A 22,456-nucleotide genomic window follows, 5' to 3' on the forward strand; every position below is an offset into this window, starting at 1 on the left:
AAGAAGCAGAAGCTCGATACGATCAGATTCAATTCAGTCCGCGTGAGGGCCATGCGCCTGCTCTTGCTTAATGGCCCCAATCTCAACCTGCTGGGGAAGCGCGAACCAGGGTTGTATGGATCTGCGACGCTTCCAGCGATTGAATCTGCGCTGGCGCTCCAAGCCAATGATCTCGGCGTCGAGCTGGACTGCTTCCAGAGCAATTTTGAGGGAGCTCTGGTGGATCGCATCCATGAGGCGATGGGCCAGGTGGATGGGATCTTGATCAATGCCGGCGCCTACACCCACACCTCGATCGCTCTGCGGGATGCCTTGTTGGCAGTGGCGATTCCCTATCTGGAACTGCATCTGAGCAACATCCATGCACGGGAGCCCTTTCGCCATCAGTCGTATTTGGCCGATCAGGCTGTCGGTGTGATCTGTGGCTTCGGTGCCGACAGCTATCGCCTGGCTCTCGATGGACTGGTGAGCCATCTGCGGGCTCGTGTGAAAGAGGCGGTTTGATGGTGCTCTTGTCTCCTGCTCAGGCTGGTGATCAGAGCCTTCAAAAAACTGTCGCCAGTATCCGCTGGCTCGCCGCTCCCACCAGTGCCTCATGGCTGGATCAAGCCAATGCCAGGCCGATCGAAGTGCTCATCGACCATGCCCATTGCGAGCGAAAGGCTGCGGGTGCGGCCGTTCAGCTGATGTTTCGATACCTGTGTGAGCCTGGCCTTGGGGAAGCCCTGAGCCCACTTGCTCGCGAGGAGCTCCAGCATTTTGAGCAGGTGCTGGCGGTGCTCAAGCGACGAGGGCGTTACCTAGAACCTCTGCCTTCACCGGGTTACGGCGCGAAGCTGGCGAAACAGGTGCGCCGGCCCGAGCCGGACCGCATGCTGGATTCCTTTCTCGTCGCCGGTCTGATCGAGGCGCGCAGCCATGAACGCATGGCATTGCTTGCAGAGCACAGTCCTGATCAGGAGTTACGGCAGCTCTATGGAGCGTTACTGGCTAGCGAGGCCCGCCACTTCGGTCTCTACTGGATGCTGTGCGAAGAGCGTTGGGATCGGTCCGTCGTGATACCTCGTTTGGAGCAGCTGGCCGCGCATGAAGCCCAGATCCTCACTGGAGAGTTGGAGAATCCGGCGGATGTTCGCATGCATTCCGTTGGGGTGGTCAGCCCCTAATTCAGCCGCCTGCGCTCTTGGTATTTGGTTTAGAGGAACCCTCTAGACCGTGCTTTTGACGACTTTTTGTATCGCGCTGACACAGCAAAATTACTTAGCCGGCCTGTTGGTGGTCGGTGCGTCGAGTCTGGGAGTCTTCTGGGGGGAGGGCTCCTTTTTATTGAGGTCAGGAAGGCCGGTTGATCGGCGAGTCCAGTCTGTGGTGGAGAGTGTTTGTGCTGCTGTGTCGGCTGTTATGGGCGCCTTCTGTCGCGATGGTCTGGCGCTCTGCGTGTTTGAGCCGGCTGCTGACCCGTCTTCATGCTCATTGCTTTCCAGCGGTGATGCGTCTCACAGTGGAGGCTTGATGCTTGTTGTGGCTGGGCGTTGATGATCAAGATCCTCTGGCTAGCCCTGACGATCTACTTCTTGAGCCGTCTTGTTAAAGGGCTTCTGAGTGGAGTGAAGGAGATCAAGAGTGAGGCCAATGAGGATGGGCAAGTTGTGGATGTTGATGTCGTCGAGAATGAACACGACGACTGATGGTTATCGCTGGCTCCAGAACCAACGTCATCTCTGGCTTCGTTGCCATCAAGTAGGGGGGTGAGGCTCTGATGAAGCCCCGCACATCCTGAGGTCAGGCCTGTCGAATGGAAAGATCTTTGGCATTGCAAAAGGTTTCGACCCGCGGTTGTTTTGCGGTCTTTGCGAGCATCTCTTCATGAGAGATGAGTTGAAAACCGTTTCTGCATTTCTGGCTCTGAATGCTGGAATCATCGCCTTTGTGGTCCTTTGGTGCGTCAGAGGGGGAATTGACGTTCTGGGAATGTTTGAATTCCTGACTGGTTAGAGCTCAGATGTTGAGCTCTTGGCCTGATTGAGGGTGTGCAGCCGGTTTGCTTGGCATGGTTGCTGACGGCTACTCTTCTTCAGCGACGTAGAAAGGTTCGTTTGCCCCGGGTTGGTCGTTGTCGAGTACGAGAGCGCGGAGAGCATCATCACTTTCAAACACGAATAAGCCTTGATCTGGATCCACGCTATTCATCTCGGGATGGTCGTTGACCAGGCGCTTGTAATGACGCCAGTTGTTAATGTATTGACGAACTTTTTCGCCTAGGTGAATGACTAGGGCGATATTAAACAGCGCAAGCGCAAGAAAGAGCAATGCCTGCATCAAGTACCAGACTGTCTTGATTCAACTTAGCTCTGGTTCAAGCTTTTGTGGAGTAGCAGTTTTTACATGCTGCCCCGTCTTGGTGATGGAAGTTCTGGCTGGATTGCCCTTCCGGTCTCTTTGATTCCTGGTGGGGAAAGGGTCGCCCCAGGGCCTGGCTTCGGGTTTGCGCAGGCAACGATGCTGGCCAAAAAAAACACCCCGAGCCGAAGCTCGAGGTGTATCGGTCCAGTGGGCTGCTTGCGAGGTGCTCAAGCAGCGGAGATACTTAACGGTGCAGCTGGGAAGCTGGTCGGCATCGGGTCGGCCTGGCCTTCTGCAAGCGCTTTGGCGCGGCGATACATCTCGCTGTGGGTGGCTCCTTGGGCTTCCATCGCTGCCGCAACAACGGCCCAATTGCGAATTTCGGTGGTCATGTCAAAACGACTGAACGAACTCAGAAACTGTGGCCAAGACTGGCTGCTGGCCGAGACGGAGATACCCACACCTTGGCTGGATCGCGGTGCGCGCGACCTGCAGTTATCGTCCTTCACTCGAATCGAGGAGAGTCGCCCTTGATACGTCAAGGAGATGAAGCGTCTTGTAATAATTTGGCCATTCTCTTTTCGGTGCCATGGACGAGACCGTTGCTTCTTTCTCGTACGATCTCAATGCCTTAAGGCTCGAATACAAGACGACCTGCGATGCGCTCAGGGGTTGGGGCGGAGGTGATCCAAGCGAGCAAGAGTTTCTGCTTCAAAAGAAGCAAGAAGTGTTTCGATGCCTCGCTGAGTATTCGTTCCAAAGTGCCGCGATCTAAATACGTTGTTGCGGCCTTGAGGGACTGTTGAGGCAGTGCGGCTTGGTGCGCTGTGAAGGCCTATGTCCGTTGCATCGGGAAAGGCGCCTTGTTGTATTCTCCGGCCCCTCTGCTGTGAAGGGTTGCTTGTTCAGCCGTGTGAAGCACGAGATTTAAGAAGGACTGGCTTGTGAGCAGGAGCAGCTTGGCGAACTGCCGTGGTCAGGCGAACCAAGTGCCCACGGTTGGTGAGCACTTGGTTCGCCAAAGAGTGCACTGGATTAGGAAGAAGGGTGAGATGTTCCGCGTGTACCTGGATAAATCGGTCGAGCCAGGAGTGTGTTCTGCTTCGCAGCTCCTGTTTTCCCGGCCTCGGATTTCTTCTGCTGAGCCGTGTTTGAGTCGTGGAAGGACATGGACACCAGAGGCGGTTGGGTCAGTCATAACCCTGGTGCAAACTGTTGCGCACGTCCGTGCCTTTGGCGACTTTTCCGATCGGCTCGGGACTGCAGGTTCCACACCACACCATGCTTGATGTCATAGCTGGAGAGGTTGGTGGGTGTATTGCGAAGGCGTCCGGATGCCTGTGCTCAGAGTGGGCTTCGTTTCGTCTGCATGAATTGACGGAAGCCGGGTTGCCGTTCTGATCCCGATCGTGCTGGTTCAGATCTGATCTGTGGTCGCTTCTGGCTTCTCTGTCTAGATCTGAGGTCTGTTGGATCTCATTCGAAGGTCAGCACAATGGGTTTGCGGAAGACAGCCACATGCGGATTGCTCGCTCTCTCGGCCATGGCAGTGGTGGCCTGTCAGAAGCCCGCCGCCGAGTCGGATGGTGGGTCTAAGGCAGCACAGGCCACAGCTAACGCGTTTGAAACCGGAAGCTTGCGGGCCGTGGTGATCGGTGATGCCTTGCCGATGGTTCAGAAGAATGGCGACGACTATGACGGCCTGTCTTTTGTTGTGCTGGAGGCGATCCGTGATCAGATGAAAACGGCGCCCCATGCCAAGGCCGACAGCTTCGCGATCGAACCGGTTGCGGTGACATCAGCTCGAGAAGGGCTCGACAAAATTCGCTCCGGTGCTGCAGATATCGCCTGTGGTGTGGCATTCAGTTGGGAGCGTCAGCGCACGCTTGATTTCACCATCCCCTTCGCGAATGGTGGTGTGCGGGTGTTGGCCCCCCAGGGGAACGATGGCACTCCAGGCAGTCTCCAGGGCAAAACCATCGGTGTTGTCCAGAACACGGTTGCTGCCGATGTGTTGGCACGGTCGCTCGACGACGCTCAGTTTCAGTTCTTCGATACTCCGGAGCAGGCTTTAGCCGGCCTCAAGAATGGTGATGTGACCTTCCTCGGTGGTGACAGTCTTTGGTTGAAGGCCAATCGACAGGCGACCGCTCCCGATGATGCGTTGGTTCCTGACCGGGCCTACAGCCGCTCAGGCGTTGGCTGTGTGGTGGGTGATTCAACGCCCCATTTACTCAATGTCAGCAATCTGGCGATCGGTCGTCTGCTCTCTGCCTACATCGACAACGATCCTGCGGTGCGTTCGGAAATCAATCGCTGGATCGGAAGCGACAGTGGCATTGACCTGAGCGACCAGAAGATCAGCACTTTCTTCCGGATGGTTCTGTCGACCACTGCACAGTTCAGTAACAAGTAGTGCCTTGCGCACTCTTTGCAATCACGTCCTGTTTCTTTGAGCTTCACCATGAACAAGACCACACTTCTCAGTCTTGCTGCTGCACTGGCTGCCAGCTCTGTGCTCTGTGAATCCAGTCGTGCGGCTGTGCACAGTCAGCCTGATGCAAGCAATGCTTTGGAGCAACGGATTCAAAAGATTGATCATCAAGCCTGGAGCGACCTAGATCATGAGCCCCCCCAAACGCCACCCTTGGTGGCGCGGGCCTGGGGGAATGGTCGTGGACGTGCCTGGGGCAATGGCCGTGGTCGCGGTTTTGCCAATGGTGGCGGAGGGGGCTTTGGTAATGCGTACCGGGGAGGATTCGCAAACTGGTGAACAGCGCTGACTACGGTCCTATTGGCCTGGTGGTGATCCAGGCCACATCTCTCTGCAATCTTGATTGCAGCTATTGCTACCTGCCTGACCGTCAGAAGCGTCACCAGTTTGATCTCAATCAGCTGCCGCTGTTGTTGCAGAGGATTTACGAGAGTCCCTTCTGGGGCCCTCATCTTTCGATTCTCTGGCATGCCGGTGAGCCTCTCACCTTGCCCTGTAGCTATTACGATGAGGCCACGAAATGCCTTGAAAAAGCGACTGCTGAGCTGCAGCAGCAGGGCGTCGTGATTGATCAGCACATTCAGACGAATGCCACCCTGATCAATGATCAATGGGCAGCATGTATTAAGAGAAATCAGATTGAGGTTGGTGTCAGTATTGATGGCCCTGAGTGCATTCATGACTCCCATCGACGCTTCCGTAACGGCAACGGATCCCATCGGCTCACGATGCGTGGAATTCGCACCCTTCAAGATCATGATATTCCCTTTCACGCTATTGCTGTGCTTACCCATGAAGCGCTAGATCAGCCTGATGAGATGTATGAATTTCTGCGAGATGAAGGCATTCATCACGTCGGCTTTAATGTCGAGGAGCAGGAAGGTGTTCATGCCCATTCCTCCATGCAGGGGTTGAGGCGTGAGAAGCAGTACCGAGAGTTTTTGCGGCGTTTCTGGCGCCGTAATCAACGGGATGGCTTTCCTATCAAGCTGCGGGAGTTTGATCAGGTTTTGGAGATGATCAGCGTTGGGCAACGTCTTCGCCAGAACGAGATGAATCGCCCTTATTCAATTCTCAGTGTGGATGCGGCGGGGAATTTCTCAACCTTTGATCCGGAGCTGCTCTCGGTTGAAACCGAACGCTATGGCCTGTTCAATCTTGGCAACCTTCGCGATCTTTCACTGGAGGATGCAACGCAAACGGAAGCGTTTCGCCAATTGCAGCACGATATGAATGCCGGCATGGCTCAGTGCCGGAGCCAATGCGATTACTACGGTTTCTGTGGTGGCGGTACCGGGAGCAATAAGTATTGGGAGCACGGCACGCTCAATGCGAGTGAGACCTGTGCCTGTCGCTTTTCCACCAAGATCCCTGTAGACGTGCTGCTTGAGCAGCTAGAGGAGCAGTCGGCTACGGCCAGCTGACTGCGGATTGGAGCGGTGCAATCCAGCTGGCCTGCCGCCGGCCTGCCGTGGTCGTGTGCTGCCCAGAGCTCTGCCTGGTGGCCTTCTTGCTGGGGTTCGGTGTCGCCAGGGTTGCAATCGCTACGCAATCGCAATCAAAGTCCAAAAGAAGTCCAAAGAGATTGACCAGTGCCCTGTGGGCAGTTTTAGTATTGGTCCTGTCGTTGCTTGTCTGGCGATGGTTGAACCTGTTGTGGCGGTTGCTGATTCCCTCCAGGCTCTTCGGAATGGCACCACAGATGATCAGTGGGATGTCCTGAAGGCCAACCCTTTGGTCAAAGACCTGTTGCGCAAGTGCTCTGATCTTGAGGCGGCGTTGCTGGTGGGTGAGTCCGTTCCGCAGCAGCCTCCCAGCAGCAACCGAATTGCGTTGAAGTCCGTTGTGGATGCTCATCTGCTGCTCGCTGCCTGAGAGCCTTCATCCCAGTCCATTCCCTGATCATTCCAATCGATCGAAGTGTTCGGCCAGGGTGTCGCCGGTGAACTCTGCGACCCAGCCCTCGGCCTGATTGAAGAAACGGATGGCGCAGAAGTTTGGTTCGCTTCCCATGTCAAACCAGTGTTTGGTGCCTGCCGGAACGGCAATCCAGTCGTCAGCTTCACAGAGCAGTTGCAGCACTTCCTCGCCGATGTGAAGGGTGAATAGCCCCCTCCCTTCCACGAACAACCGCACCTCGTCTTCGCTGTGGGTGTGTTCCCGCAGAAACTTCTCACGCAGGCTTGTTTTGTCGGGGTGATCCGGTGTGATCCGGATGGCGTCAACGGTGGGATAGGCACCGGAAGCCTGCACTCTGGCTACCTCATTGGCGTAGGCCTGGAGGATGACCTCCTGGTTGGCTCCGGTTGGCAGATGTTGGCTGGTTGGCCAGCGTTGGAAGTCAATCCCCCTCTCAGCCAGCTCCTGCTGGATCTGGTCTGGATCAGAGGCTTCGAGGAACGGCGGTGCGGATGGCTGGGCGGCTTGATGGATGCGAAGTGTGCTCATTGCCGCTTCGAGGTCGTTGAGCATTCTGGGGGCAGGGCCGGCGTGACCTAGAACAAGCCCAGTTGCACCCAGGGGTCTGAGCATTACTGCATCCCCCGTTGTTCCCTCAACGTCGCCGCTGGTCCTGATCGGAGTCGGTCCCGGTGCTCCTGATCTGCTCACGCTTCGGGCCCATCGCTGTCTCTGCGCAGCTGAGGTGGTGGCCTATCCAGTGGCACGGCCGGAGGCCGTGGGGATGGCCGCTTCGATTGTGGCTTCGTATCTGCAGCCGAATCAGCGCCATCTACCCCTGGTCTTCCCCATGGTCACAGAGCCTGATGCTCTGCAGGAGGCCTGGCGAGCAGCTGCTACCACCCTCGCCAAGGAAGTGAGCCAGGGGCATCGGGTGGTATTTCTTTGTGAGGGGGATATCTCGTTGTTCGCGACTGGCAGTTACGTGCTGATGGCGCTTCAGCGCTATCACCCTGACGTGAGCTTGCAAGTGATCCCTGGGATTTCCTCGGTGTCCGCCGCTGCCGCCGCTGGCGCCTGGCCATTGGCCTTGCAACGGGAGGGCTTGCTGATCCGTCCTTGCCCTGAAACACCAGCAGCGATGGAGGCCTTGCTTGATCAGGCTGAGGAGAGTGGCACTGTTCTCGCTCTGATCAAGTTGGGGGTGCGTTGGCAGTGGATCCAGCCTCTGCTTCGGGCTCGGGGGCTGCTCGATCAGACTCTGTTTGCTGAGCGGATCGGTTGGGGTGATCAGCAGGTGGTGCCTGCGGCCGCCGTGCAAGCTGGGTCGCGGCCCTATTTCTCATTGCTGCTGGTCCGTCAAAGCAGCAGTGTCGTCTTGCCATAGGAGGAGATTGTGACCCTGCTTTCCGTGCCCTCGCTGTCTGCCATGCAGTGGCTTGGACTGGTGCATCCAGTGTTGATCATTCTGTTTGTCTACCCCGTGGTGGGAGCCACAATCAGGCTGGGAATCCTGGCGCGGGAGCGGCGTCTCGAGATCAACCCGATTGCTCCAACCGTTCCGGTGGAGCACGCTGATCACGGTCGCTGGGTGACGGCTGTTGTGATCCTTGCGTCCCTGATTGCCATTGCCCATGACGTTGCCGAGGCCTGGATTGAGCGTCCGGTTGCTGATCTTGCTGCCGTGTCGCCTTCCCTGCCCCGCCTGATTGCGTTTTTGGCTGCTGAAGCCGGCGTGATTGCAGCATTTGTGGCGTTGTTGCGTTGCCGTCGCACTGCTCTGCGCTTGGGATGGGCGATCAGCACGTGGATCATGTTGTTGCTGCTGGGGTCGCAGCCTGAAGTGCACCGCGGTGCCGATTGGCCCTGGCAGGCGGCCTTCTGGCAATCGCACTATTGGGGAGGCGTGGTTCTTGCCGGTTTGTTGTTGTTGTCGATGGGTTTGCAAGCGGAGATCGACCGCTGGCCCTCCATTCGTCGCCTGCATGTCGCTCTGAATCTTGTGGTGGCCTTGCTGTTGGCCACCCAGGCGATCAGCGGAACCCGCAATCTGCTCATTTGAGCTGTTGGGGCATCATGCTGCGCTGCAGTGGTCCAGGTGGGGCAGCGGGTCGGATCACCCTGCTGATCAGGATCAGTAGAGCTCTCCATTCCTGTTTGGCCTTTCGGTCTGGCCAGCAATCGGGCCGTCCGTAGAGCCAGTGGATTAGCGCCATGTGTTGGTGCTGCGTCAGCTCTGCCCAGGCCAGGGCCAGCTGCGGTCCCCTGCGGCGGACCAGGGTCACGGGGAGTGCTGCAACGTTGTCGCACCAGATGAGGCGGCTACTGATGACGAACTCCGGTGCAAAACCCGTGAAGCTCAATTCCACGCCGGTTTCACTGATGGCGTTGATCCGGCAGGGATGGCGGTGTCCGCCGTCGTCTTCAAGCCATGCCTCACTGCTGAGTTGTTGCCAGGGTGCTGGATTGCTTGCTGGCGGGTCCCAGCAGGCTCGCAGGGCGATCAAGAGGCTGACCAGATTGAGGCTGGCCCAGACCAAGCCGATCGGGCGTCCGCTGAGGGCAATCGGATCAAGCGACGCAGCCGGCAGGAGCAGTCCGCGCAGATTGATCAACGTGAGCAGGGTGAGCAGTAGCAGCGGCAGCACCAGTTGGGCACTGCAGCTGCCCCGGTCCCGTCGCTGGTGCTTTGGGGTGACGAGGAATTGATTGCTGGTTCGCCCTCGCAGCAGGCGGCTGCCATGCCTGATCAAGGTGAGACTGAGGGGCACTGTGAGTACCCAGCCAGTCAGTTCGCTAATGAGTGCTCCACGGGAACCGCGGTTCAGCCAGCCCACGCTGAGCAGGAGTGTCCCCCAAAGCGGCAGCAGTTGGTCGCGCGCGTTCTGCCAGCTGAGCAGGATTGGCACCACGCCAAGCAGCCCGTAGCTCAGTGGCATCAGCAGAAGCAGCAGGCGCGGCAGGTTGTTGAACCAATGGAGGACCCCCTCTAGGTAGGCCAGTCGTTGGCCTGGGCTGAGATTTGGGCTGCGTAGTGGGCCCTGGGGAAGGGTGAGGCTCTGCAGCGTGCCTTCCGCCCAGCGCTGCCGCTGGCGCACGAAATCGGCCATGGTTTCTGCTGCCAGGCCTGCACTCAATTTCTTTGGGAGATACAGCAACTGCCACCCTTTCGCTCGCAGGGCGATGCCGGTGACGAAATCCTCGGAGATGGCACTCTCCACAAAACCGCCAACGCTCTGGAGGGCTGATCGACGTGCCAGGAACGCGGTGCCGGAACAGACGACAGCACCCCATCCGTCGCGTACCGGTTGAATCCAGCGATAGAAGCTCTCTTCATCCGACAGCAGCCAAGACTCCATGCCCAGGTTGCGCATCACCGGGTCGGCATTCAGAAAGCACTGCGGCGTTTGCAGAAGGCCGACGTCCGGTTGCGCCAGAAAGCCGATGCAACTGCTGAGAAAGTCACTCTGGGGAATGAAATCGGCATCCATCACCGCAACCAGCTCACCCTGGCCATGACTGAGGCCATGGTTGAGGTTTCCGGCTTTGGCATGCACCCGGTCTGGGCGGTGCAGATAGCGGCATCCCAGTCGGGAGGCCAGCTGCTTCACCTCCAAGCGGCCGCTGTCATCCAGCACCCAGACGGTGGTGTTGGGATAGCTCTGCTGCGTGCAGCCGATCAGGCTGCGTTCGAGCACCGCGATCGGTTCTCCGCATGTGGGCACATAGAGATCAATCGCAGGCCTCCATCCGCTCATTTGCCATTGCTGATGCAGTGTCTGGATCTGGCCGCGGCGATCAGGAACGCGTTTCCAGGCAAGGCTGATTGAGATCAGGCCGCTGAGCAGTAGCCAGCCTTCCGTGATCAAGAGCACCAGGCTCAGGTTGGTGGAGGTCACGCTGGTCAGATTGAGGCTGGCACTCACTCGCCAGCTCAGGTAGCGGAGGGTGAGGGCGCCAATCAGCACGATCAGGCTGCGACGGCCCCAGAGAGGCGTGAGGGCTTCTGGGCGACGGCTAAGCCAGAGCGGCCAGAGCAGCGTCAGCAGTGCCCACCAACTCATGCCAGCTGGTTGATCTGGGCGTCGAGCAAGGCAAGGGCGTGATCAAGGCTGGGTGCTCGCATCAGGGCATGGCGCAGTTGGGGTGCCCCCGGGAAGCCGTTGCAGGTCCAGCTCATGTGTTTGCGGGCGATCAGCAAGCCGTGGTGGCCTCGATCAGCGACCAGGGCCACGAGTTGTTCACGGGCAAGGTGGAGCCGTGCCTCGGCGCTGGGTGTGGCGGGCACCGATCGTCCAGACAGGACGGCATCGATCTGCCCGACCAACCAGGGCGCTCCCATCGTTCCCCGCCCCACCATCACCCCATCGGCACCCGTGACCTTCAGGCAAAGCAGTGCATCGTCCGGGCTGTTCACATCACCGTTGGCAATCACAGGAATCGTGAGTGCCTTTTTGACGGCTGCAATCGCCTCCCAGTCGGCCTTGCCGCTGAAGCGTTGTTCACGGGTGCGGCCGTGAAGGGTGAGCAGTCGGGCTCCGGCTGCTTCCAATTGCTGGCTCCACTGCACAGCAGCTGAGGCCGTGCCATCGCTGCCACACCAGCCCAGGCGGGTTTTCACAGTGACGGGGATGCTCACGGCCCTTGCCACTGAATCAACGATCCTCGCCGCTAGGTCTGGCTCACGAATCAGGCCACTGCCGCCGCCCTTGCGGGCGATTTTGCGCACGGGGCAGCCCATGTTGATATCAATCAGAAAGGCCCCGGCGGCCTCAGCGCGACGGGCGGCCTCCGCCATGGCTTGGGGGCGATGGTCGAACAGTTGCACTCCGATCGGCCCGGCTTCCTGGGCTAATTCTTCGACTTTGTGCCGTCCGTGGCCTAGTTCCAGGCTGGTGGCATTCACCATTTCGGTGAACAGGAGGGCATCTGGAGCCCAGCGACGCACGAGTTGGCGGAAGATGCGATCGCTCACCCCAGCCAGGGGTGATTGCAAGACCCGGCAGCGCAGTTGTCGCACGCTGGCACCCCCTTTTAAGGCAAGAGGGGTGGCGAAGCGCTCAACCGTTTGTGCCGACATGGCTTCCAGCAGAGGTGGACATTCTCCTTGTCGGTGTTCAGGCCGCTGGACGGTTCGTGCCGATCCTGCCCTGTTCTCGACTGACTTGGGATTCGATGGCGTTCCGCAACCAGGCAGACACGGACCAGCCATCGGTGTCTGCAAGCCGTTCCACCTCCTGAAGCAGATCCACAGGGAGGGGCATCTTGACCGTTTGGATGCTGTGGGGACTCGCAGGTTTGCCTTTGCCGGCGGGGGCATCGACCAGCGGCAACTGCACTTTCAACACTTCCAGACGGGTGCTCCCGACTGTCCCGAGACGGGGGACTTGTCGGAGCGACAGGCGCACCCTCTGTCCGACCCGCAGCTGATCTCGGCTGCGGCGGGGCAGGGGCTCATCCCGACGGTCGCAGATCAGCGGTTGGCTTCGTCGGGAGGTTCGGAGGAAGCTGAAGGTCACCAGGCCGTGTTCGTCCCAGGGCAGAGGGGCTTGCTTGGCCGCGTCCTTGCCCAGAAGCTTGCTCTGGTCTTTGCGCACCTTGGCCTGGATGGCGGCAGGGAGAGCAAAGACGAGGCGCTGCAGGGTTGAGTCCGGGCTGATGCGGCTGCCTGGCGCCAGGGTTGTATCGATGACATACATCTCTGGACGTTATCGGAGGCGCTGGCGGCCTGTCTGTGTCGTGGAGGCGTGAAACGATAGTGGGTCACGCATGGGTCATCGTGGAGACCTGCTGGCCTCTCAGTCGCTCCCTGCTGCTGCAGATTCTCGAGGATCGCACCACGGATCGTTTCGTGGCCGAACGGGTCTGGGAGCGACTTGGTTATGTCTGCTTGCCTGAGGACGATGGCTCGGCCTGTTGGCAGGCTGGACCGACGACGCCAGAGACATGGCGTCAGGCCTTTCCGAAGGCTCCAGAAGTGATCGCCACCCGACCGGCCTCTGTGGCCCTGACTCGGTCGGTCCCCAAGCCGCTCAAGCAGTTGCTTAAGCAGCAGCTTGGCTTTGAGGGTTACAAAATCGGCGAGCTTTATCCACGTCGTACCCGCAGGGCCACGGTGGTGAACTGGCTATTGGCTTGGCTGGCGGAGCGGCAGGAACCCCTCGCTGAGGAGGGGCTTCTGCCGGAACGTTTGGAGCCTCCAGTGGATCCCGTTTGTGGCCACCCTGGAGATTTGCCAGTGCGTTGAGCCTGAGAACCACGCCGGAACGGCGTCAGTTTCAGACCTGAATCAGCACTTCGGTGCCCTTGCGTGTGTTCTCGAACAGCCACCGTGCCTGATGGGTGGGCATGCGAACACATCCATTGCTTCTGGGAACTCCGAAGGCCTGACCAGCGTCTTCCTGCCAGGGGGCGCCGTGCAGGCAAATCATTTCGTTGGCCGTGATGCACATGGCGTAGGGCACACCAGGGGCGACGTAGTTGCGGCCGCGCATGGTCACCGAACGGTATTTCGTACGCACTGATCCGATGCCAGTGGGCGTTGGGGTGCTGGCTTTGCCGGTGCTGACGGGGATGACCCGCACGATCTGATCCTGGTGGTCATACACCGTCAGTTTTTGCTCGGAGAGATCCACCACCATGGAGGCGATCAGTTCGATCATGGAAAGATCCGCTTACGGGGCGGAGGCAACTGTCCGATCCATAGCTGTCTCACTCGCGTCTCGTGCGTCGCAAACGGAAAGGTTTTGCCTTTCGCGCCTCTGTAGGGTCAAAGGACCTCTCTCGTGGCATGTCGTGGCGCGTCCGGTCGTTGCCATCATCGGACGCCCAAACGTTGGCAAGTCAACGCTGGTGAATCGTCTCTGCCGCAGCAGGGAAGCCATCGTTCATGACGAGCCTGGGGTGACGCGGGACCGGACCTACCAAGATGGGTATTGGGGTGATCGTGAATTCAAAGTTGTCGACACCGGCGGTTTGGTGTTCGACGACGACAGTGAGTTTTTGCCTGAGATCCGTGAGCAGGCGAACTTGGCCATGGCGGAGGCTTCCGTCGCTCTGGTGATCGTGGATGGGCAGCAAGGGGTGACGGCAGCGGATGAAGCGATTGCCGAATGGCTGCGCACTCAGAAGTGCCCCACCCTGCTGGCGGTGAACAAGTGTGAGTCGCCAGATCAGGGACTGGCGATGGCAGCGGATTTTTGGGGGCTGGGCTTGGGTGAACCCCACCCGATTTCCGCAATCCATGGTGCAGGAACTGGTGATTTGCTTGATCTGGTGCTCACCTTTCTTCCCCCAAAGGATGAGGAAGGCACTGATGATGAGCCGATTCAGATGGCCATTGTTGGGCGTCCCAACGTGGGCAAGTCGAGCTTGCTCAATGCCATTTGCGGTGAGCAGAGGGCGATCGTCAGTCCGATCCGTGGCACGACTCGCGACACGATCGACACCAGCATTGAGCGCCAAGGATTCCCTTGGAAGTTGGTGGACACCGCCGGCATCCGTCGGCGGCGCAGTGTGAGCTACGGCCCTGAGTTTTTTGGGATCAACCGCAGTTTCAAAGCCATCGAGCGCAGTGACGTCTGCGTTCTGGTGATTGATGCTCTTGATGGTGTCACCGAGCAGGATCAGCGCCTGGCGGGTCGGATCGAAGATGAGGGCCGTGCCTGTGTGGTGGTCGTCAATAAATGGGACGCTGTGGAGAAGGACAGCCACACCATGCCCGCGATGGAGAAGGAGCTCCGCTCCAAGCTTTATTTCCTCGATTGGGCTCCCATGCTGTTTACATCGGCCCTCACTGGTCAGAGGGTCGACAGCATCTTTGCCTTGGCGGCCCTGGCGGTGGAGCAGCACCGTCGGCGGGTCAGTACGTCCGTGGTCAATGAAGTTCTCAAGGAAGCGCTCAGCTGGCGCAGTCCACCCACCACCCGCGGCGGCCGTCAGGGTCGGTTGTATTACGGCACCCAGGTGGCCAGCCGACCACCGAGCTTCACCTTGTTCGTGAATGATCCCAAGCTTTTTGGTGACACGTATCGGCGCTATGTGGAGCGTCAGATCCGTGAAGGCCTTGGTTTTGAGGGAACGCCATTGAAGCTGTTTTGGCGTGGGAAGCAGCAACGGGATGCCGAGCGCGATTTGGCACGGCAGCAGAGCCGTTCCAGCTGACCGATGGATTGGTTGCGTCAGATTCCCATCGGTCAGTACGTCGATGCCAACTCGGGCTGGCTGCGCCGTTTGGATCCACGCCTGAAGCTGGGCTGGGTGTTGATGTTCCTGCTCACGCCGGTTCTGGCCGGGCCGCTTTGGCGTGTGTCGTTGCTGCTGTTGCTGTTGCTGATCACCTTCTGCAGTGGTCTATCGGTGCGGGTCTGGTGGCGCTCGCTTGCCTTGGTGACCGTGTTGGCCCTGTTGGCTGGGGTGCTGGCCACCTTGCTTCCCACCGGTGATGCCCCTGCCCTGCTGCCGTACCGTCCCCAGCAAGAGCTGGCTGTCACGCTGCCTTCCACGCCCGCCTGGGAACTGCTGCGTCTCGGGCCACTGAAATTTGGAGGTTTCAGTTTCGGCCCCCTGGTCGTGAATCGACGTTCTGCCGAGCTCGGCCTCAACAGTGCCACCCTGATCCTCACCGTGGTGCACAGTGTCAACTTGATGCTGCTCACCACGCCCAGTGAGGATTTGGTGTGGGCTCTGAGTTGGCTGCTGTCGCCGTTGGCCGCGTTGGGCTTGCCGGTGGATCGGCTCAGTTTTCAGCTGTTGCTTGCCCTCCGCTTTCTTCCGCTTGTGCAGGAGGAGTTGCAGAATCTGCTGCGCGCGTTGGCCAGTCGGGCGGTGAATCTCAAGCGCCTCGGATGGAAAGCCTCGTTTGGGTTGGTGTTGGCGGTGGGAGAACGTCTGCTCGCCAACATCCTGCTGCGTGCTGAACAGGGTGCTGAGGCCCTGATCGCTCGCGGTGGGCAATGGTTGCCATCCGAGCACTTCCGCCCTGAAAGCCTCTCTGCAGCAGGAGTTAGGCCATTGAACTGGCTGGGGGGCATCCTGCTGATCGTGGTGGTTGGCTTGCGTGGGAGGTACGGTTCCCTCTGAAAATGTTTGCGTTTGCGATCTGTGGGAGCCGAGCGTTATCTCAATCACCCCACTTTCGGCATGCTCTATCGCGTGGCTCCAGCCGGTGAGGGAAGAGATGTCTATGCAACCCTTTATGCCCAGCGCATGTTCTTTCTGGTCACTCTCCAGCCTCGTGGGGCCCAGTTTGAGGTGATTCCATTTCAGGATGCGCGCCATCACGCTGAAATCAATCTCGCTCGCAGCCGTCGCGATGGTCAGGACGAGCATCAGCGATGGAAAGAGCTGTTTGACCAGACCTTTATCTGATCGGTCGAGGTGGGCCACACGGTGAGTGCAGTGCAGGAAAGGACTGAGCGTTGGCAGGCTCTTCAAGTCGCCCTGCCGAAGGGGGTCAATCTGCTCGCGGTGAGCAAGGGGCATCCGGCTGCTCCGGTGCGCCAGATCGCAGAACTAGGCCAGATTGATTTCGGGGAAAGTCGCGTCCAGGAGGCATTGCCAAAACAGCGTGAATTGGAGGATCTCCAACAATTGCGCTGGCATTTCATCGGTCGCCTCCAGGCCAACAAGGTGAGGCCAGTGGTCCGTGCCTTTGCGGTCATTCATTCCATCGATTCCCTTGCGTTGGCGCGGCGCGTGGCTCGCATTGCCTCTGAGGAGGGGCTGGAGCCGAAGGTGTTCTTGCAGGTGAAGCTTCGACCTGATCCCGCCAAGGCGGGTTGGGATCCTGCCGAGCTGCAGGAAGCTTTGCCCGAGCTGAAGACGTTGCCAAATCTGCACCTCAGCGGGCTCATGACCATGGCGCCGTTGGATCTGGCCGTTGCTGAGCGGCCTGCTCTTTTCCGAGACTGTCGTTCGCTGGCGGATCGTCTGGGCTTGCAGGAGTGCTCGATGGGGATGAGTGGTGACTGGCAGGCGGCGGCGGCGGCAGGAGCAACCTGGGTGCGCGTGGGTTCCGGGCTGTTCGGTGCCCGTCAATCCCCTCCTAACGCGATGCTTCCCCCAACATGAGTTCGATGAATTGAAATAATTGAAATCGGCTGCAGAGCTTGCTCAGGCCTGGTCGGAGCGCTATCCAGGGTCAAGGTTTTTGCAGTCTCCCGGTGTCGTTGATTTCCCGCCTTCGTGCTGTTGTTGCTGGCGATGATTATCTCGACGGTGACTATGACGATCTCGATTACGACACTGGCGAAGAGCTTGAAGCGGATCATGGTGCCAGCCATGCCGTCGGTGGGGCGTTGGCTCCTCTCGATGCAGGTAACCCTTTCGCCGATGCTGAGCCCTTCTCCAGTGGTAGTTCCAACGTGATCGGCATGCCCGGCATCAGCACCAACGCCGCTGAGGTGACGTTGATGGAGCCGCGCAGTTTTGATGAGATGCCACGGGCAATCCAGGCGCTGCGCGAGCGCAAGACAGTCATCCTCAATCTCACGATGATGGAGCCCGACCAGGCACAGCGGGCCGTTGACTTTGTGGCCGGTGGCACCTTCGCCATCGATGGTCATCAAGAGCGTGTGGGCGAAAGCATCTTCTTGTTTGCCCCAAGCTGTGTCACCGTCACGAATGCCAGTCAGGACGAGGCTTCTTCCCCAACGGTGGTGACCAAGGACGTGGAACAAAGTTCTGCCGAAGCCAGTGTTGCTCCGGCACCGGCTTGGGGTGAAGCCAGCGCTGCGGCACTCTGAGAACATTGATCGGCTGATCAGCGTGACCCTTTCCCTTGGAGTGATTGGCCTGGGCCGGATGGCCCAGGCTTTGTTGTTACCCCTCTTGGAGCAGGGGACCCCGAGCGCTGACGAGGTGATTGCTGTCGTTGGGCAGGCTGCAACAGTGACGCGACTGGCCTCAGAGCTGCCTGCTGAGCTCACCTTGCTTGCCGCCTCTGACCCGCAAGCGCTCTCGGCTTGGAGAGCACCGATGCAATTGCTGGCGATCAAGCCCTATCAGTTGGATCAGGTGGCGGCTGCAGCGCCTCCGGTTCACGATGAATCGTCGCCGCTGCTGATCTCAGTTCTGGCGGGCATCACACTTGAGCGACTTCAGAGTTCCTTCCCTGGGAGGGTTTGTGTGAGGGCTGTGCCCAACACGCCTTCGCTGGTTCGGGCTGGGCTGACGGGATTGGCTTGGGGGCAGGGAGTGACGCAAGCGCAAAAGCTTCAGGTGCAGGCCTTGTTCTCGCCCGTCAGTGAAGTGCTGGAGTTGCCTGAAGAGCGTTTGGATGCATTTCTTGCTCTCACGTCTTCAGGTCCGGCCTATGTGGCCATGATTGCCGAAGCGATGGCGGATGGTGCAGTGGCGGTGGGGATGCCCCGCGATCAGGCCCAGCATTTGGCCCACCGCACCCTCGCAGGCACCGCAGCGTTATTGCATGAGCAGAAGCTTCACCCAGCCCAGCTCAAGGACATGGTGGCTTCCCCAGGAGGCACCACCATGGCCGCAATCCGCAGGTTGGAGGCGGCGGGTTTGCGATCGGCTCTGATCGAAGCTGTTGTGGCTGCCGCCGAGCATGGTCGCAGCTTGCGCTGATTAGGCGGCCACTGGTGTGACCAGAAGACCTCGGTAAAGCTGTTCAAGAGCATCAATATTGCGGTTCAGTGTGTAACGCTCCATCACCCGCTGACGTGCCCGTTGGCCCAATTCAGCGGTGAGTACCGGCTGATCCCGAAGCACAGGCAGCAAGGTGCGCAGCTGGGTGGTGACTCCCTGAGTGCTGAGCACAATGCCGGCCCCGTCGGCCAGAACTTCGCCATCGGCCCCAGCATCGGTCGCCACACAGGCGCATCCGCTCGCCATCGCTTCCAGCAGGGCAAGAGAGAGTCCTTCGACCAGGCTGGGTAAGACAAAGACCTCCGCGGCCTGCATCAGGGCTACCCGGGTCTCAAGATCGGACTCGTAGCCCCACCAGATCACACTGTTGTTGCCATGAGCGTTCTGCAACGTGGTGCGCAGAGGGCCATCGCCCACGATCACCAGCCTGCAACCGGGAGGATTGACCAATTTCCAAGCTTTGAGCAGGGCTTCAACGTTTTTTTCAGTGGAGACTCTGCCCATGTAGAGAAAGATCCGTTCCTTGCCCAGCCTCTCTTCAACCTGGCAGCGGATTGCATCGGTTCTGGGTGCGGCAGGCATGGAGCAGGGGGGGGCCCAGAGCTGCTGATCCACGCCGTTGGGGATCACCGCCAGTCGGTCTTCACTCACCCCGAGCCGCGCCAGCACATCTGCCTGCAGCTCGGAGAACACGATCACGCGGTCATAACGCGCCAGGGCAGGGGCATAGAGCTGATACGTGAGTTGCTGGGTGCCGGCAGTGAGGTTGCGCAGGCCTGCATCAAAGGCTGGGTGGAAGGTTGCAACCAGGGGCACACCCAGTTGCTGGCAGAGCTCCGGTAGGCGGAAATCCAGCGGTGAGAGGGTGAGGCTGGCGTGCACCAGATCGGGGCGCAGTCGTTCGAGCGATTCACGCAGTTCCCGCTGGGCGCGCGGGGATGGAATTGTGTAAACCTGCGATTTGACCAGATACGGCAGGCTCACGTCTGGGTCGTTGGCCAGCAAAGACGTGGTGCTGCTCGCAGGGGAGCCAGGGTTATCGAAATGAATAAAGCTGGTTTGATGTCCGCGTCTTCTGAGGGCTTCGGTCGTGCTCAGCCCGTAGGTGACATTGCCGCAGAACGGTGATTTTTTTCCCAGCCAGGCGATGTGGGCCACCCGCTCTGCCTTTCCCGCTTCTGAACAAGCAAGTTAGCAGCGCTCCCAAGGACGCTCCATCAGCGCGGCGAACATCGCTAACAGGGCCAGTAGCCACAGCACCGGACTCAGGCCGACGCTGCTCACCAGCGTTCCTGCCAGCACTAGGGGCAGGCTCAGGGCAATGTTGATCAGGTTGTTCTGAAGGCCAAACACGCGGCCGCGCTGGGTCTCTGGGGTCTCCTCCTGGATGGTGGTTTGAGCCGGAATGGCGACCAGGGCTGCTCCGACTCCGAGGACTCCGCAGAGGGTGAGAGTGCTGCTCAAAGAGCCCTTGAACTGGCTGAGCAGCACCAATGAGAACGTGATGGTTCCGAGGCCAGCTGCAGTGAGGCGGCGGCGGTTGAAGTGGTGGCCAAGCTGGGCGATCACCACGGCGCCAACGGCCATGCCCAGGCCGCTCATGGCCAGCAGGGTGCCGAAACCGGAGGGGCCGAGGCTCTGAATCAGCCCTGCCAGCTGGAGCGCCAGCACATAGAGGGCGGCCAGCAGGCTGTAAAGAAGCACGAGGTGCACCATGGCGTTGCGCACGGTGGGGATGCGTTTGAGCACCTGTAGGCCCTCCCCAATCTCATGCCAAACGGAACGACCATCGCTGCGGATCGCCTGCTCCCGGTGCCGGATGGCCAGCAGACTGAGGGCAGCCATGCCGTAGCAGAAGGGCAACAGGATGAATTCACCGCCATGGATGCCAATCGTGCTGAACACATGGTTGAGGCCGCGCAGGATCGGCTCACCGAGGGCGAAGCCCACAATCGTGGCGCCCATGCTGGTGGTCTGATACAGGGAGTTGGCCGCTAGAAGATGCTCGCTGGGTACGAGCAGAGTGATAGCGGCCTGTTCTGCCGGGGCGAAGAACTGGGTGAGGATCGACTCCACGAAGGTCATCAACACCAATCCCCAGTAGCCCCAAGGCAGCCCCAGGATCACCGGACCAGGGATCAGAAAAAGAGGTGTGAACAGCACCATCAGGGCGCGCAGACCGTTGGAGGCCACCATCACCCGCCGTTTTGGCCAGCGGTCCACCCAAACCCCTGCCACGCTGCCGAGCACCATCGCAGGGAGCGTGTTGGCCACGAAGATGCCGGTGGCCAAGAGCGTGATCACCTGCGTGCGCGTACTGATGTCGAATCCGACCTCCGACGCCACATCGGCCAGGACACCGTTCTGCTGGGATGTCAGCAGTAGGTGCTGATCGATCAGAAAGACCATCAGCACGATGTAGAACTTGTCAGCCAGCTGCGAGAAGATCTGGCCGATCCAGAGCTTGCGGAAGTCGTTCAGGCGCAGGACTGCTTGAAGTCCGCGCCCTCCTTCGGGGTTGCCGCCAGTGGGGAGGGCTGGCTCCGGGCTGTTGATGGAGGGACCGCTCAAAATGCCAGAGAAGACCGGCTCATGATCGCCCAGCGCCGTCACGGCCGGAGACAATCACTGACTCCCGCAGCATGGCAAGGGATCGCACCGGCCTGGGCAGATGGCAGCGGATCCAGCACTCCACAACGGCCAGGAGGCGCAACCACACGTCTTCAGGGCCCATCAGGCCGCCATCACGGCGGCGTGGCAGTTCTGCACGGGGCAGGCGCTGGAGCAGGGCCAGCTCCGAGGGATTGAGCTGCACGGCCGCACCAGGTTGGCGACCGATGGCCAGGCCCTCATCGACGATCAGGCTGCAGCGCCAGTCCCATTGACCGATGGGTGGGATCAGGGCGTCACCGCTGCGGCAGCAGTTCTGCAGCGGTAGGCCGTAGCCACCAAGGGCGAGAAGATGAACACAGGCTTGAACGCTGCTGGCAAGGGCTGTGCAGTCGCTCTGCTGATCACGGCTGATCGTTTCCAGTCGCTCCAGGTGGATCACCACGGTGTCAAGGAGGCCTGCTAAGGGGTCGTCGTCTTGCACCAGGGCCATGCAAAGTTCGGCCAGGGCTTGAGCCCCTGCCAAGGTTTCCAGCCGTTGCCCGACGGCGCCGAAGTTGTGCTGCACCCTGAGCTGACGCACCCGAGGCAAACCGCGACGGCCCACCACCTGCACCTCCATCTGGGTGAGGGGCACGGCGGCGGCCAGGCTGCTGCGTGGTCTGCGGGCACCGGGCACTGCCAGACGGATGACCCCCGCTTCTGCGCTGAGCAGGGTCAGCAGCCGGTCATGCTCCCCCAGGGGGCCCACCTTTAACGCCAGCCCTACTAGCCGGCGATCAGCCATCGATGCGTCCGTTGCCGCTGGCGATGGGGGTACGCAGAGCCTGCATCAACTGCGGTCCGCTGCTTGTGCCCAGAGCAGTGGCGCCCGCTTCGATCAGTTGCTGACACTGCTCCAGGGTGTGCACGCCGCCGGCCGCCTTGATGCCACATCGTCCGCGGGTGAGACTTCGCAGCTGCTGGACATGGCTGGCTGTGGTGGCGGCTCCGAAGCCATTACTCGTCTGTACGGCTTCAGCGCCTGCATCAATGGCGGCCTCAACCGCCAGCTTCAGCTGCGCGTCTTCCAGCCTCGCCATGTCGAGGATCACGGTGACCGGTAACCCAACGTTGATCAGGATGGCGAGCTCCTCAGCAAAGGCATTGGGGCGGTCTTCAGCCAGTGCTGTCAGGTCAGGCACAACGTCGAGTGCTTCAGCGCCGTGCTCAGCGGCCCACTCCGCTTGCGCTTGTTTCAGGGTTGTGGGGATGGCACCGAAGGGGAAGGCGATCACTGCGATCAGGCCCGTGGGCCCCGGAGCGCCGAGACGCTCCCTCACGGCCGTTAGCTGGCTGAGGTTGGTGCATAACTTTCCAAGCCCGAGCTGGCGGGCTGCATCGCAGCCCTCGTTCAGACGATCACGGCTGAGGAGGGGATCCAGCAGGGCCTGATGGATCAAGGGGGCGAGATCCGGCAGCTCCTGCTGCCGGGGCAACCGGTTCATGGGCTTGGGTGGGAAG

28 protein-coding genes are annotated in these 22,456 nt (G+C 59.9%); 17 read left to right on the forward strand and 11 right to left on the reverse strand.

Annotation, left to right across the window (positions count from 1 at the left end; genetic code table 11):
* Positions 1–51 precede the first annotated feature (51 nt).
* From aroQ to SIB72_RS07190, 3 genes are all read left to right on the forward strand, one after another.
* On the forward strand, positions 52–504 hold the full coding sequence (gene aroQ / locus SIB72_RS07180) for a type II 3-dehydroquinate dehydratase (RefSeq protein WP_115121022.1): 453 nt from the start codon (positions 52–54) through the stop codon (positions 502–504).
* Positions 504–1,166, forward strand: coding sequence for a tRNA-(ms[2]io[6]A)-hydroxylase (locus SIB72_RS07185; protein ID WP_413743461.1), 663 nt, complete (start codon positions 504–506; stop codon positions 1,164–1,166). The genes aroQ and SIB72_RS07185 overlap by 1 nt, the downstream gene beginning before the upstream one ends.
* A 369-nt stretch (positions 1,167–1,535) precedes the next feature.
* Complete coding sequence (locus SIB72_RS07190) at positions 1,536–1,688, forward strand: hypothetical protein (RefSeq protein ID WP_170953917.1); 153 nt, start codon at positions 1,536–1,538, stop codon at positions 1,686–1,688.
* A 376-nt stretch (positions 1,689–2,064) separates the two neighbouring features.
* Here the strand turns inward: SIB72_RS07190 and SIB72_RS07195 are convergent, their stop codons facing one another.
* Positions 2,065–2,319, reverse strand: coding sequence for a hypothetical protein (locus tag SIB72_RS07195; RefSeq protein ID WP_413743462.1), 255 nt, complete (start codon positions 2,317–2,319; stop codon positions 2,065–2,067).
* A 251-nt stretch (positions 2,320–2,570) separates the two neighbouring features.
* On the reverse strand, positions 2,571–2,735 hold the full coding sequence (locus SIB72_RS07200; protein ID WP_206749557.1) for a hypothetical protein: 165 nt from the start codon (positions 2,733–2,735) through the stop codon (positions 2,571–2,573).
* A 197-nt stretch (positions 2,736–2,932) separates the two neighbouring features.
* Between SIB72_RS07200 and SIB72_RS07205 the strand changes: the two genes are divergently transcribed.
* The 5 genes from SIB72_RS07205 to SIB72_RS07225 all read left to right on the forward strand — a co-directional run bounded on the left by SIB72_RS07205 (position 2,933) and on the right by SIB72_RS07225 (position 6,712).
* The gene (locus SIB72_RS07205) at positions 2,933–3,118 is read left to right on the forward strand and encodes a hypothetical protein (protein ID WP_115121026.1); all 186 of its coding nucleotides are present in this window, start codon (positions 2,933–2,935) and stop codon (positions 3,116–3,118) included.
* A gap of 720 nt (positions 3,119–3,838) precedes the next feature.
* On the forward strand, positions 3,839–4,759 hold the full coding sequence (gene grrP / locus SIB72_RS07210) for an extracellular substrate binding-like orphan protein GrrP (protein WP_115121027.1): 921 nt from the start codon (positions 3,839–3,841) through the stop codon (positions 4,757–4,759).
* Positions 4,760–4,807: 48 nt separating this feature from the next.
* The gene (gene grrA, locus SIB72_RS07215; protein ID WP_115121028.1) at positions 4,808–5,116 is read left to right on the forward strand and encodes a GrrA/OscA1 family cyclophane-containing rSAM-modified RiPP; all 309 of its coding nucleotides are present in this window, start codon (positions 4,808–4,810) and stop codon (positions 5,114–5,116) included.
* The gene (gene grrM, locus SIB72_RS07220; RefSeq protein WP_413743463.1) at positions 5,113–6,261 is read left to right on the forward strand and encodes a cyclophane-forming radical SAM/SPASM peptide maturase GrrM/OscB; all 1,149 of its coding nucleotides are present in this window, start codon (positions 5,113–5,115) and stop codon (positions 6,259–6,261) included. Before grrA ends, grrM begins: the two co-directional genes overlap by 4 nt.
* A 217-nt stretch (positions 6,262–6,478) precedes the next feature.
* Positions 6,479–6,712 (forward strand): hypothetical protein, encoded by a 234-nt coding sequence (locus SIB72_RS07225; RefSeq protein ID WP_115121061.1) that lies wholly within the window; start codon positions 6,479–6,481, stop codon positions 6,710–6,712.
* A gap of 27 nt (positions 6,713–6,739) precedes the next feature.
* Here the strand turns inward: SIB72_RS07225 and SIB72_RS07230 are convergent, their stop codons facing one another.
* Positions 6,740–7,285: a 1,2-dihydroxy-3-keto-5-methylthiopentene dioxygenase gene (locus SIB72_RS07230; protein WP_413743464.1), complete on the reverse strand. Its 546-nt coding sequence runs from the start codon at positions 7,283–7,285 to the stop codon at positions 6,740–6,742.
* Between the two features lie 118 nt (positions 7,286–7,403).
* Here SIB72_RS07230 and cobI point away from each other — a divergent pair, with 118 nt between their 5' ends.
* Both cobI and SIB72_RS07240 read left to right on the forward strand, forming a co-directional pair.
* On the forward strand, positions 7,404–8,123 hold the full coding sequence (gene cobI, locus SIB72_RS07235) for a precorrin-2 C(20)-methyltransferase (protein ID WP_413745066.1): 720 nt from the start codon (positions 7,404–7,406) through the stop codon (positions 8,121–8,123).
* Positions 8,124–8,138: 15 nt separating this feature from the next.
* Positions 8,139–8,798, forward strand: a complete 660-nt coding sequence (locus tag SIB72_RS07240) for a DUF4079 family protein (RefSeq protein ID WP_413745067.1) — start codon at positions 8,139–8,141, stop codon at positions 8,796–8,798.
* Here SIB72_RS07240 and SIB72_RS07245 read toward each other — a convergent pair.
* From SIB72_RS07245 to SIB72_RS07255, 3 genes are read right to left on the reverse strand one after another with little or no spacing between them, the layout of a single operon-like run.
* Positions 8,791–10,800, reverse strand: coding sequence for a glycosyltransferase family 2 protein (locus SIB72_RS07245; RefSeq protein ID WP_413743465.1), 2,010 nt, complete (start codon positions 10,798–10,800; stop codon positions 8,791–8,793). The genes SIB72_RS07240 and SIB72_RS07245 overlap by 8 nt on opposite strands.
* Positions 10,797–11,816, reverse strand: a complete 1,020-nt coding sequence (gene dusB, locus SIB72_RS07250) for a tRNA dihydrouridine synthase DusB (protein ID WP_413743466.1) — start codon at positions 11,814–11,816, stop codon at positions 10,797–10,799. Before dusB ends, SIB72_RS07245 begins: the two co-directional genes overlap by 4 nt.
* A gap of 37 nt (positions 11,817–11,853) precedes the next feature.
* The gene (locus tag SIB72_RS07255) at positions 11,854–12,435 is read right to left on the reverse strand and encodes a hypothetical protein (protein ID WP_413743467.1); all 582 of its coding nucleotides are present in this window, start codon (positions 12,433–12,435) and stop codon (positions 11,854–11,856) included.
* 59 nt (positions 12,436–12,494) lie between these two features.
* Here SIB72_RS07255 and SIB72_RS07260 point away from each other — a divergent pair, with 59 nt between their 5' ends.
* Positions 12,495–12,983 carry a DUF1823 family protein gene (locus tag SIB72_RS07260; RefSeq protein WP_244281641.1) on the forward strand — a complete coding sequence of 163 codons (489 nt, stop codon included), beginning with the start codon at positions 12,495–12,497 and terminating at the stop codon, positions 12,981–12,983.
* 31 nt (positions 12,984–13,014) lie between these two features.
* Here the strand turns inward: SIB72_RS07260 and SIB72_RS07265 are convergent, their stop codons facing one another.
* Positions 13,015–13,398, reverse strand: a complete 384-nt coding sequence (locus SIB72_RS07265; protein ID WP_115018411.1) for a L,D-transpeptidase — start codon at positions 13,396–13,398, stop codon at positions 13,015–13,017.
* A gap of 133 nt (positions 13,399–13,531) precedes the next feature.
* Here SIB72_RS07265 and der point away from each other — a divergent pair, with 133 nt between their 5' ends.
* The 6 genes from der (at position 13,532) to proC (ending at position 18,322) form a co-directional block, all read left to right on the forward strand.
* Positions 13,532–14,899 carry a ribosome biogenesis GTPase Der gene (gene der, locus SIB72_RS07270; RefSeq protein WP_115121034.1) on the forward strand — a complete coding sequence of 456 codons (1,368 nt, stop codon included), beginning with the start codon at positions 13,532–13,534 and terminating at the stop codon, positions 14,897–14,899.
* A gap of 3 nt (positions 14,900–14,902) precedes the next feature.
* A complete protein-coding gene (locus SIB72_RS07275; protein WP_413743468.1) occupies positions 14,903–15,817 on the forward strand; it encodes an energy-coupling factor transporter transmembrane component T family protein in 915 nt (304 codons plus the stop codon).
* A 21-nt stretch (positions 15,818–15,838) separates the two neighbouring features.
* Positions 15,839–16,105 carry a PipX family protein gene (locus tag SIB72_RS07280; RefSeq protein WP_115121036.1) on the forward strand — a complete coding sequence of 89 codons (267 nt, stop codon included), beginning with the start codon at positions 15,839–15,841 and terminating at the stop codon, positions 16,103–16,105.
* Between the two features lie 9 nt (positions 16,106–16,114).
* Positions 16,115–16,807, forward strand: a complete 693-nt coding sequence (locus SIB72_RS07285; RefSeq protein WP_413743469.1) for a YggS family pyridoxal phosphate-dependent enzyme — start codon at positions 16,115–16,117, stop codon at positions 16,805–16,807.
* A 92-nt stretch (positions 16,808–16,899) separates the two neighbouring features.
* Positions 16,900–17,481 (forward strand): cell division protein SepF, encoded by a 582-nt coding sequence (locus SIB72_RS07290; protein ID WP_413743470.1) that lies wholly within the window; start codon positions 16,900–16,902, stop codon positions 17,479–17,481.
* 22 nt (positions 17,482–17,503) lie between these two features.
* Complete coding sequence (gene proC / locus SIB72_RS07295) at positions 17,504–18,322, forward strand: pyrroline-5-carboxylate reductase (RefSeq protein ID WP_413743471.1); 819 nt, start codon at positions 17,504–17,506, stop codon at positions 18,320–18,322.
* Here the strand turns inward: proC and SIB72_RS07300 are convergent, their stop codons facing one another.
* From SIB72_RS07300 to deoC, 4 genes are read right to left on the reverse strand one after another with little or no spacing between them, the layout of a single operon-like run.
* The gene (locus tag SIB72_RS07300; RefSeq protein WP_413743472.1) at positions 18,323–19,501 is read right to left on the reverse strand and encodes a glycosyltransferase family 4 protein; all 1,179 of its coding nucleotides are present in this window, start codon (positions 19,499–19,501) and stop codon (positions 18,323–18,325) included.
* A gap of 33 nt (positions 19,502–19,534) precedes the next feature.
* A complete protein-coding gene (locus tag SIB72_RS07305) occupies positions 19,535–20,914 on the reverse strand; it encodes an MFS transporter (RefSeq protein ID WP_115121067.1) in 1,380 nt (459 codons plus the stop codon).
* Between the two features lie 19 nt (positions 20,915–20,933).
* Positions 20,934–21,740 carry a DNA repair protein RecO gene (recO, locus tag SIB72_RS07310; protein ID WP_115121039.1) on the reverse strand — a complete coding sequence of 269 codons (807 nt, stop codon included), beginning with the start codon at positions 21,738–21,740 and terminating at the stop codon, positions 20,934–20,936.
* Positions 21,733–22,440 (reverse strand): deoxyribose-phosphate aldolase, encoded by a 708-nt coding sequence (gene deoC, locus SIB72_RS07315; protein WP_115121040.1) that lies wholly within the window; start codon positions 22,438–22,440, stop codon positions 21,733–21,735. The genes recO and deoC overlap by 8 nt, the downstream gene beginning before the upstream one ends.
* Positions 22,441–22,456 lie beyond the last annotated feature (16 nt).

This window comes from Synechococcus sp. MIT S9451 (genome assembly GCF_047304725.1).
In the GTDB taxonomy this organism is placed as follows: domain Bacteria; phylum Cyanobacteriota; class Cyanobacteriia; order PCC-6307; family Cyanobiaceae; genus Synechococcus_C.

Coding starts and splice junctions, on each gene's coding strand:
- grrA (WP_115121028.1), top strand. CDS start 4,808: ATGAACAAGACCACACTTCTCAGTCTTGCTGCTGCACTGGCTGCCAGC.
- SIB72_RS07225 (WP_115121061.1), top strand. CDS start 6,479: ATGGTTGAACCTGTTGTGGCGGTTGCTGATTCCCTCCAGGCTCTTCGG.
- SIB72_RS07255 (WP_413743467.1), bottom strand. CDS start 12,435: ATGTATGTCATCGATACAACCCTGGCGCCAGGCAGCCGCATCAGCCCG.
- SIB72_RS07195 (WP_413743462.1), bottom strand. CDS start 2,319: ATGCAGGCATTGCTCTTTCTTGCGCTTGCGCTGTTTAATATCGCCCTA.
- deoC (WP_115121040.1), bottom strand. CDS start 22,440: ATGAACCGGTTGCCCCGGCAGCAGGAGCTGCCGGATCTCGCCCCCTTG.
- SIB72_RS07190 (WP_170953917.1), top strand. CDS start 1,536: ATGATCAAGATCCTCTGGCTAGCCCTGACGATCTACTTCTTGAGCCGT.
- SIB72_RS07200 (WP_206749557.1), bottom strand. CDS start 2,735: ATGACCACCGAAATTCGCAATTGGGCCGTTGTTGCGGCAGCGATGGAA.
- SIB72_RS07185 (WP_413743461.1), top strand. CDS start 504: ATGGTGCTCTTGTCTCCTGCTCAGGCTGGTGATCAGAGCCTTCAAAAA.
- grrP (WP_115121027.1), top strand. CDS start 3,839: ATGGGTTTGCGGAAGACAGCCACATGCGGATTGCTCGCTCTCTCGGCC.
- SIB72_RS07265 (WP_115018411.1), bottom strand. CDS start 13,398: ATGATCGAACTGATCGCCTCCATGGTGGTGGATCTCTCCGAGCAAAAA.
- SIB72_RS07275 (WP_413743468.1), top strand. CDS start 14,903: ATGGATTGGTTGCGTCAGATTCCCATCGGTCAGTACGTCGATGCCAAC.
- aroQ (WP_115121022.1), top strand. CDS start 52: ATGCGCCTGCTCTTGCTTAATGGCCCCAATCTCAACCTGCTGGGGAAG.
- dusB (WP_413743466.1), bottom strand. CDS start 11,816: ATGTCGGCACAAACGGTTGAGCGCTTCGCCACCCCTCTTGCCTTAAAA.
- recO (WP_115121039.1), bottom strand. CDS start 21,740: ATGGCTGATCGCCGGCTAGTAGGGCTGGCGTTAAAGGTGGGCCCCCTG.
- SIB72_RS07245 (WP_413743465.1), bottom strand. CDS start 10,800: ATGAGTTGGTGGGCACTGCTGACGCTGCTCTGGCCGCTCTGGCTTAGC.
- SIB72_RS07230 (WP_413743464.1), bottom strand. CDS start 7,285: ATGAGCACACTTCGCATCCATCAAGCCGCCCAGCCATCCGCACCGCCG.
- SIB72_RS07205 (WP_115121026.1), top strand. CDS start 2,933: ATGGACGAGACCGTTGCTTCTTTCTCGTACGATCTCAATGCCTTAAGG.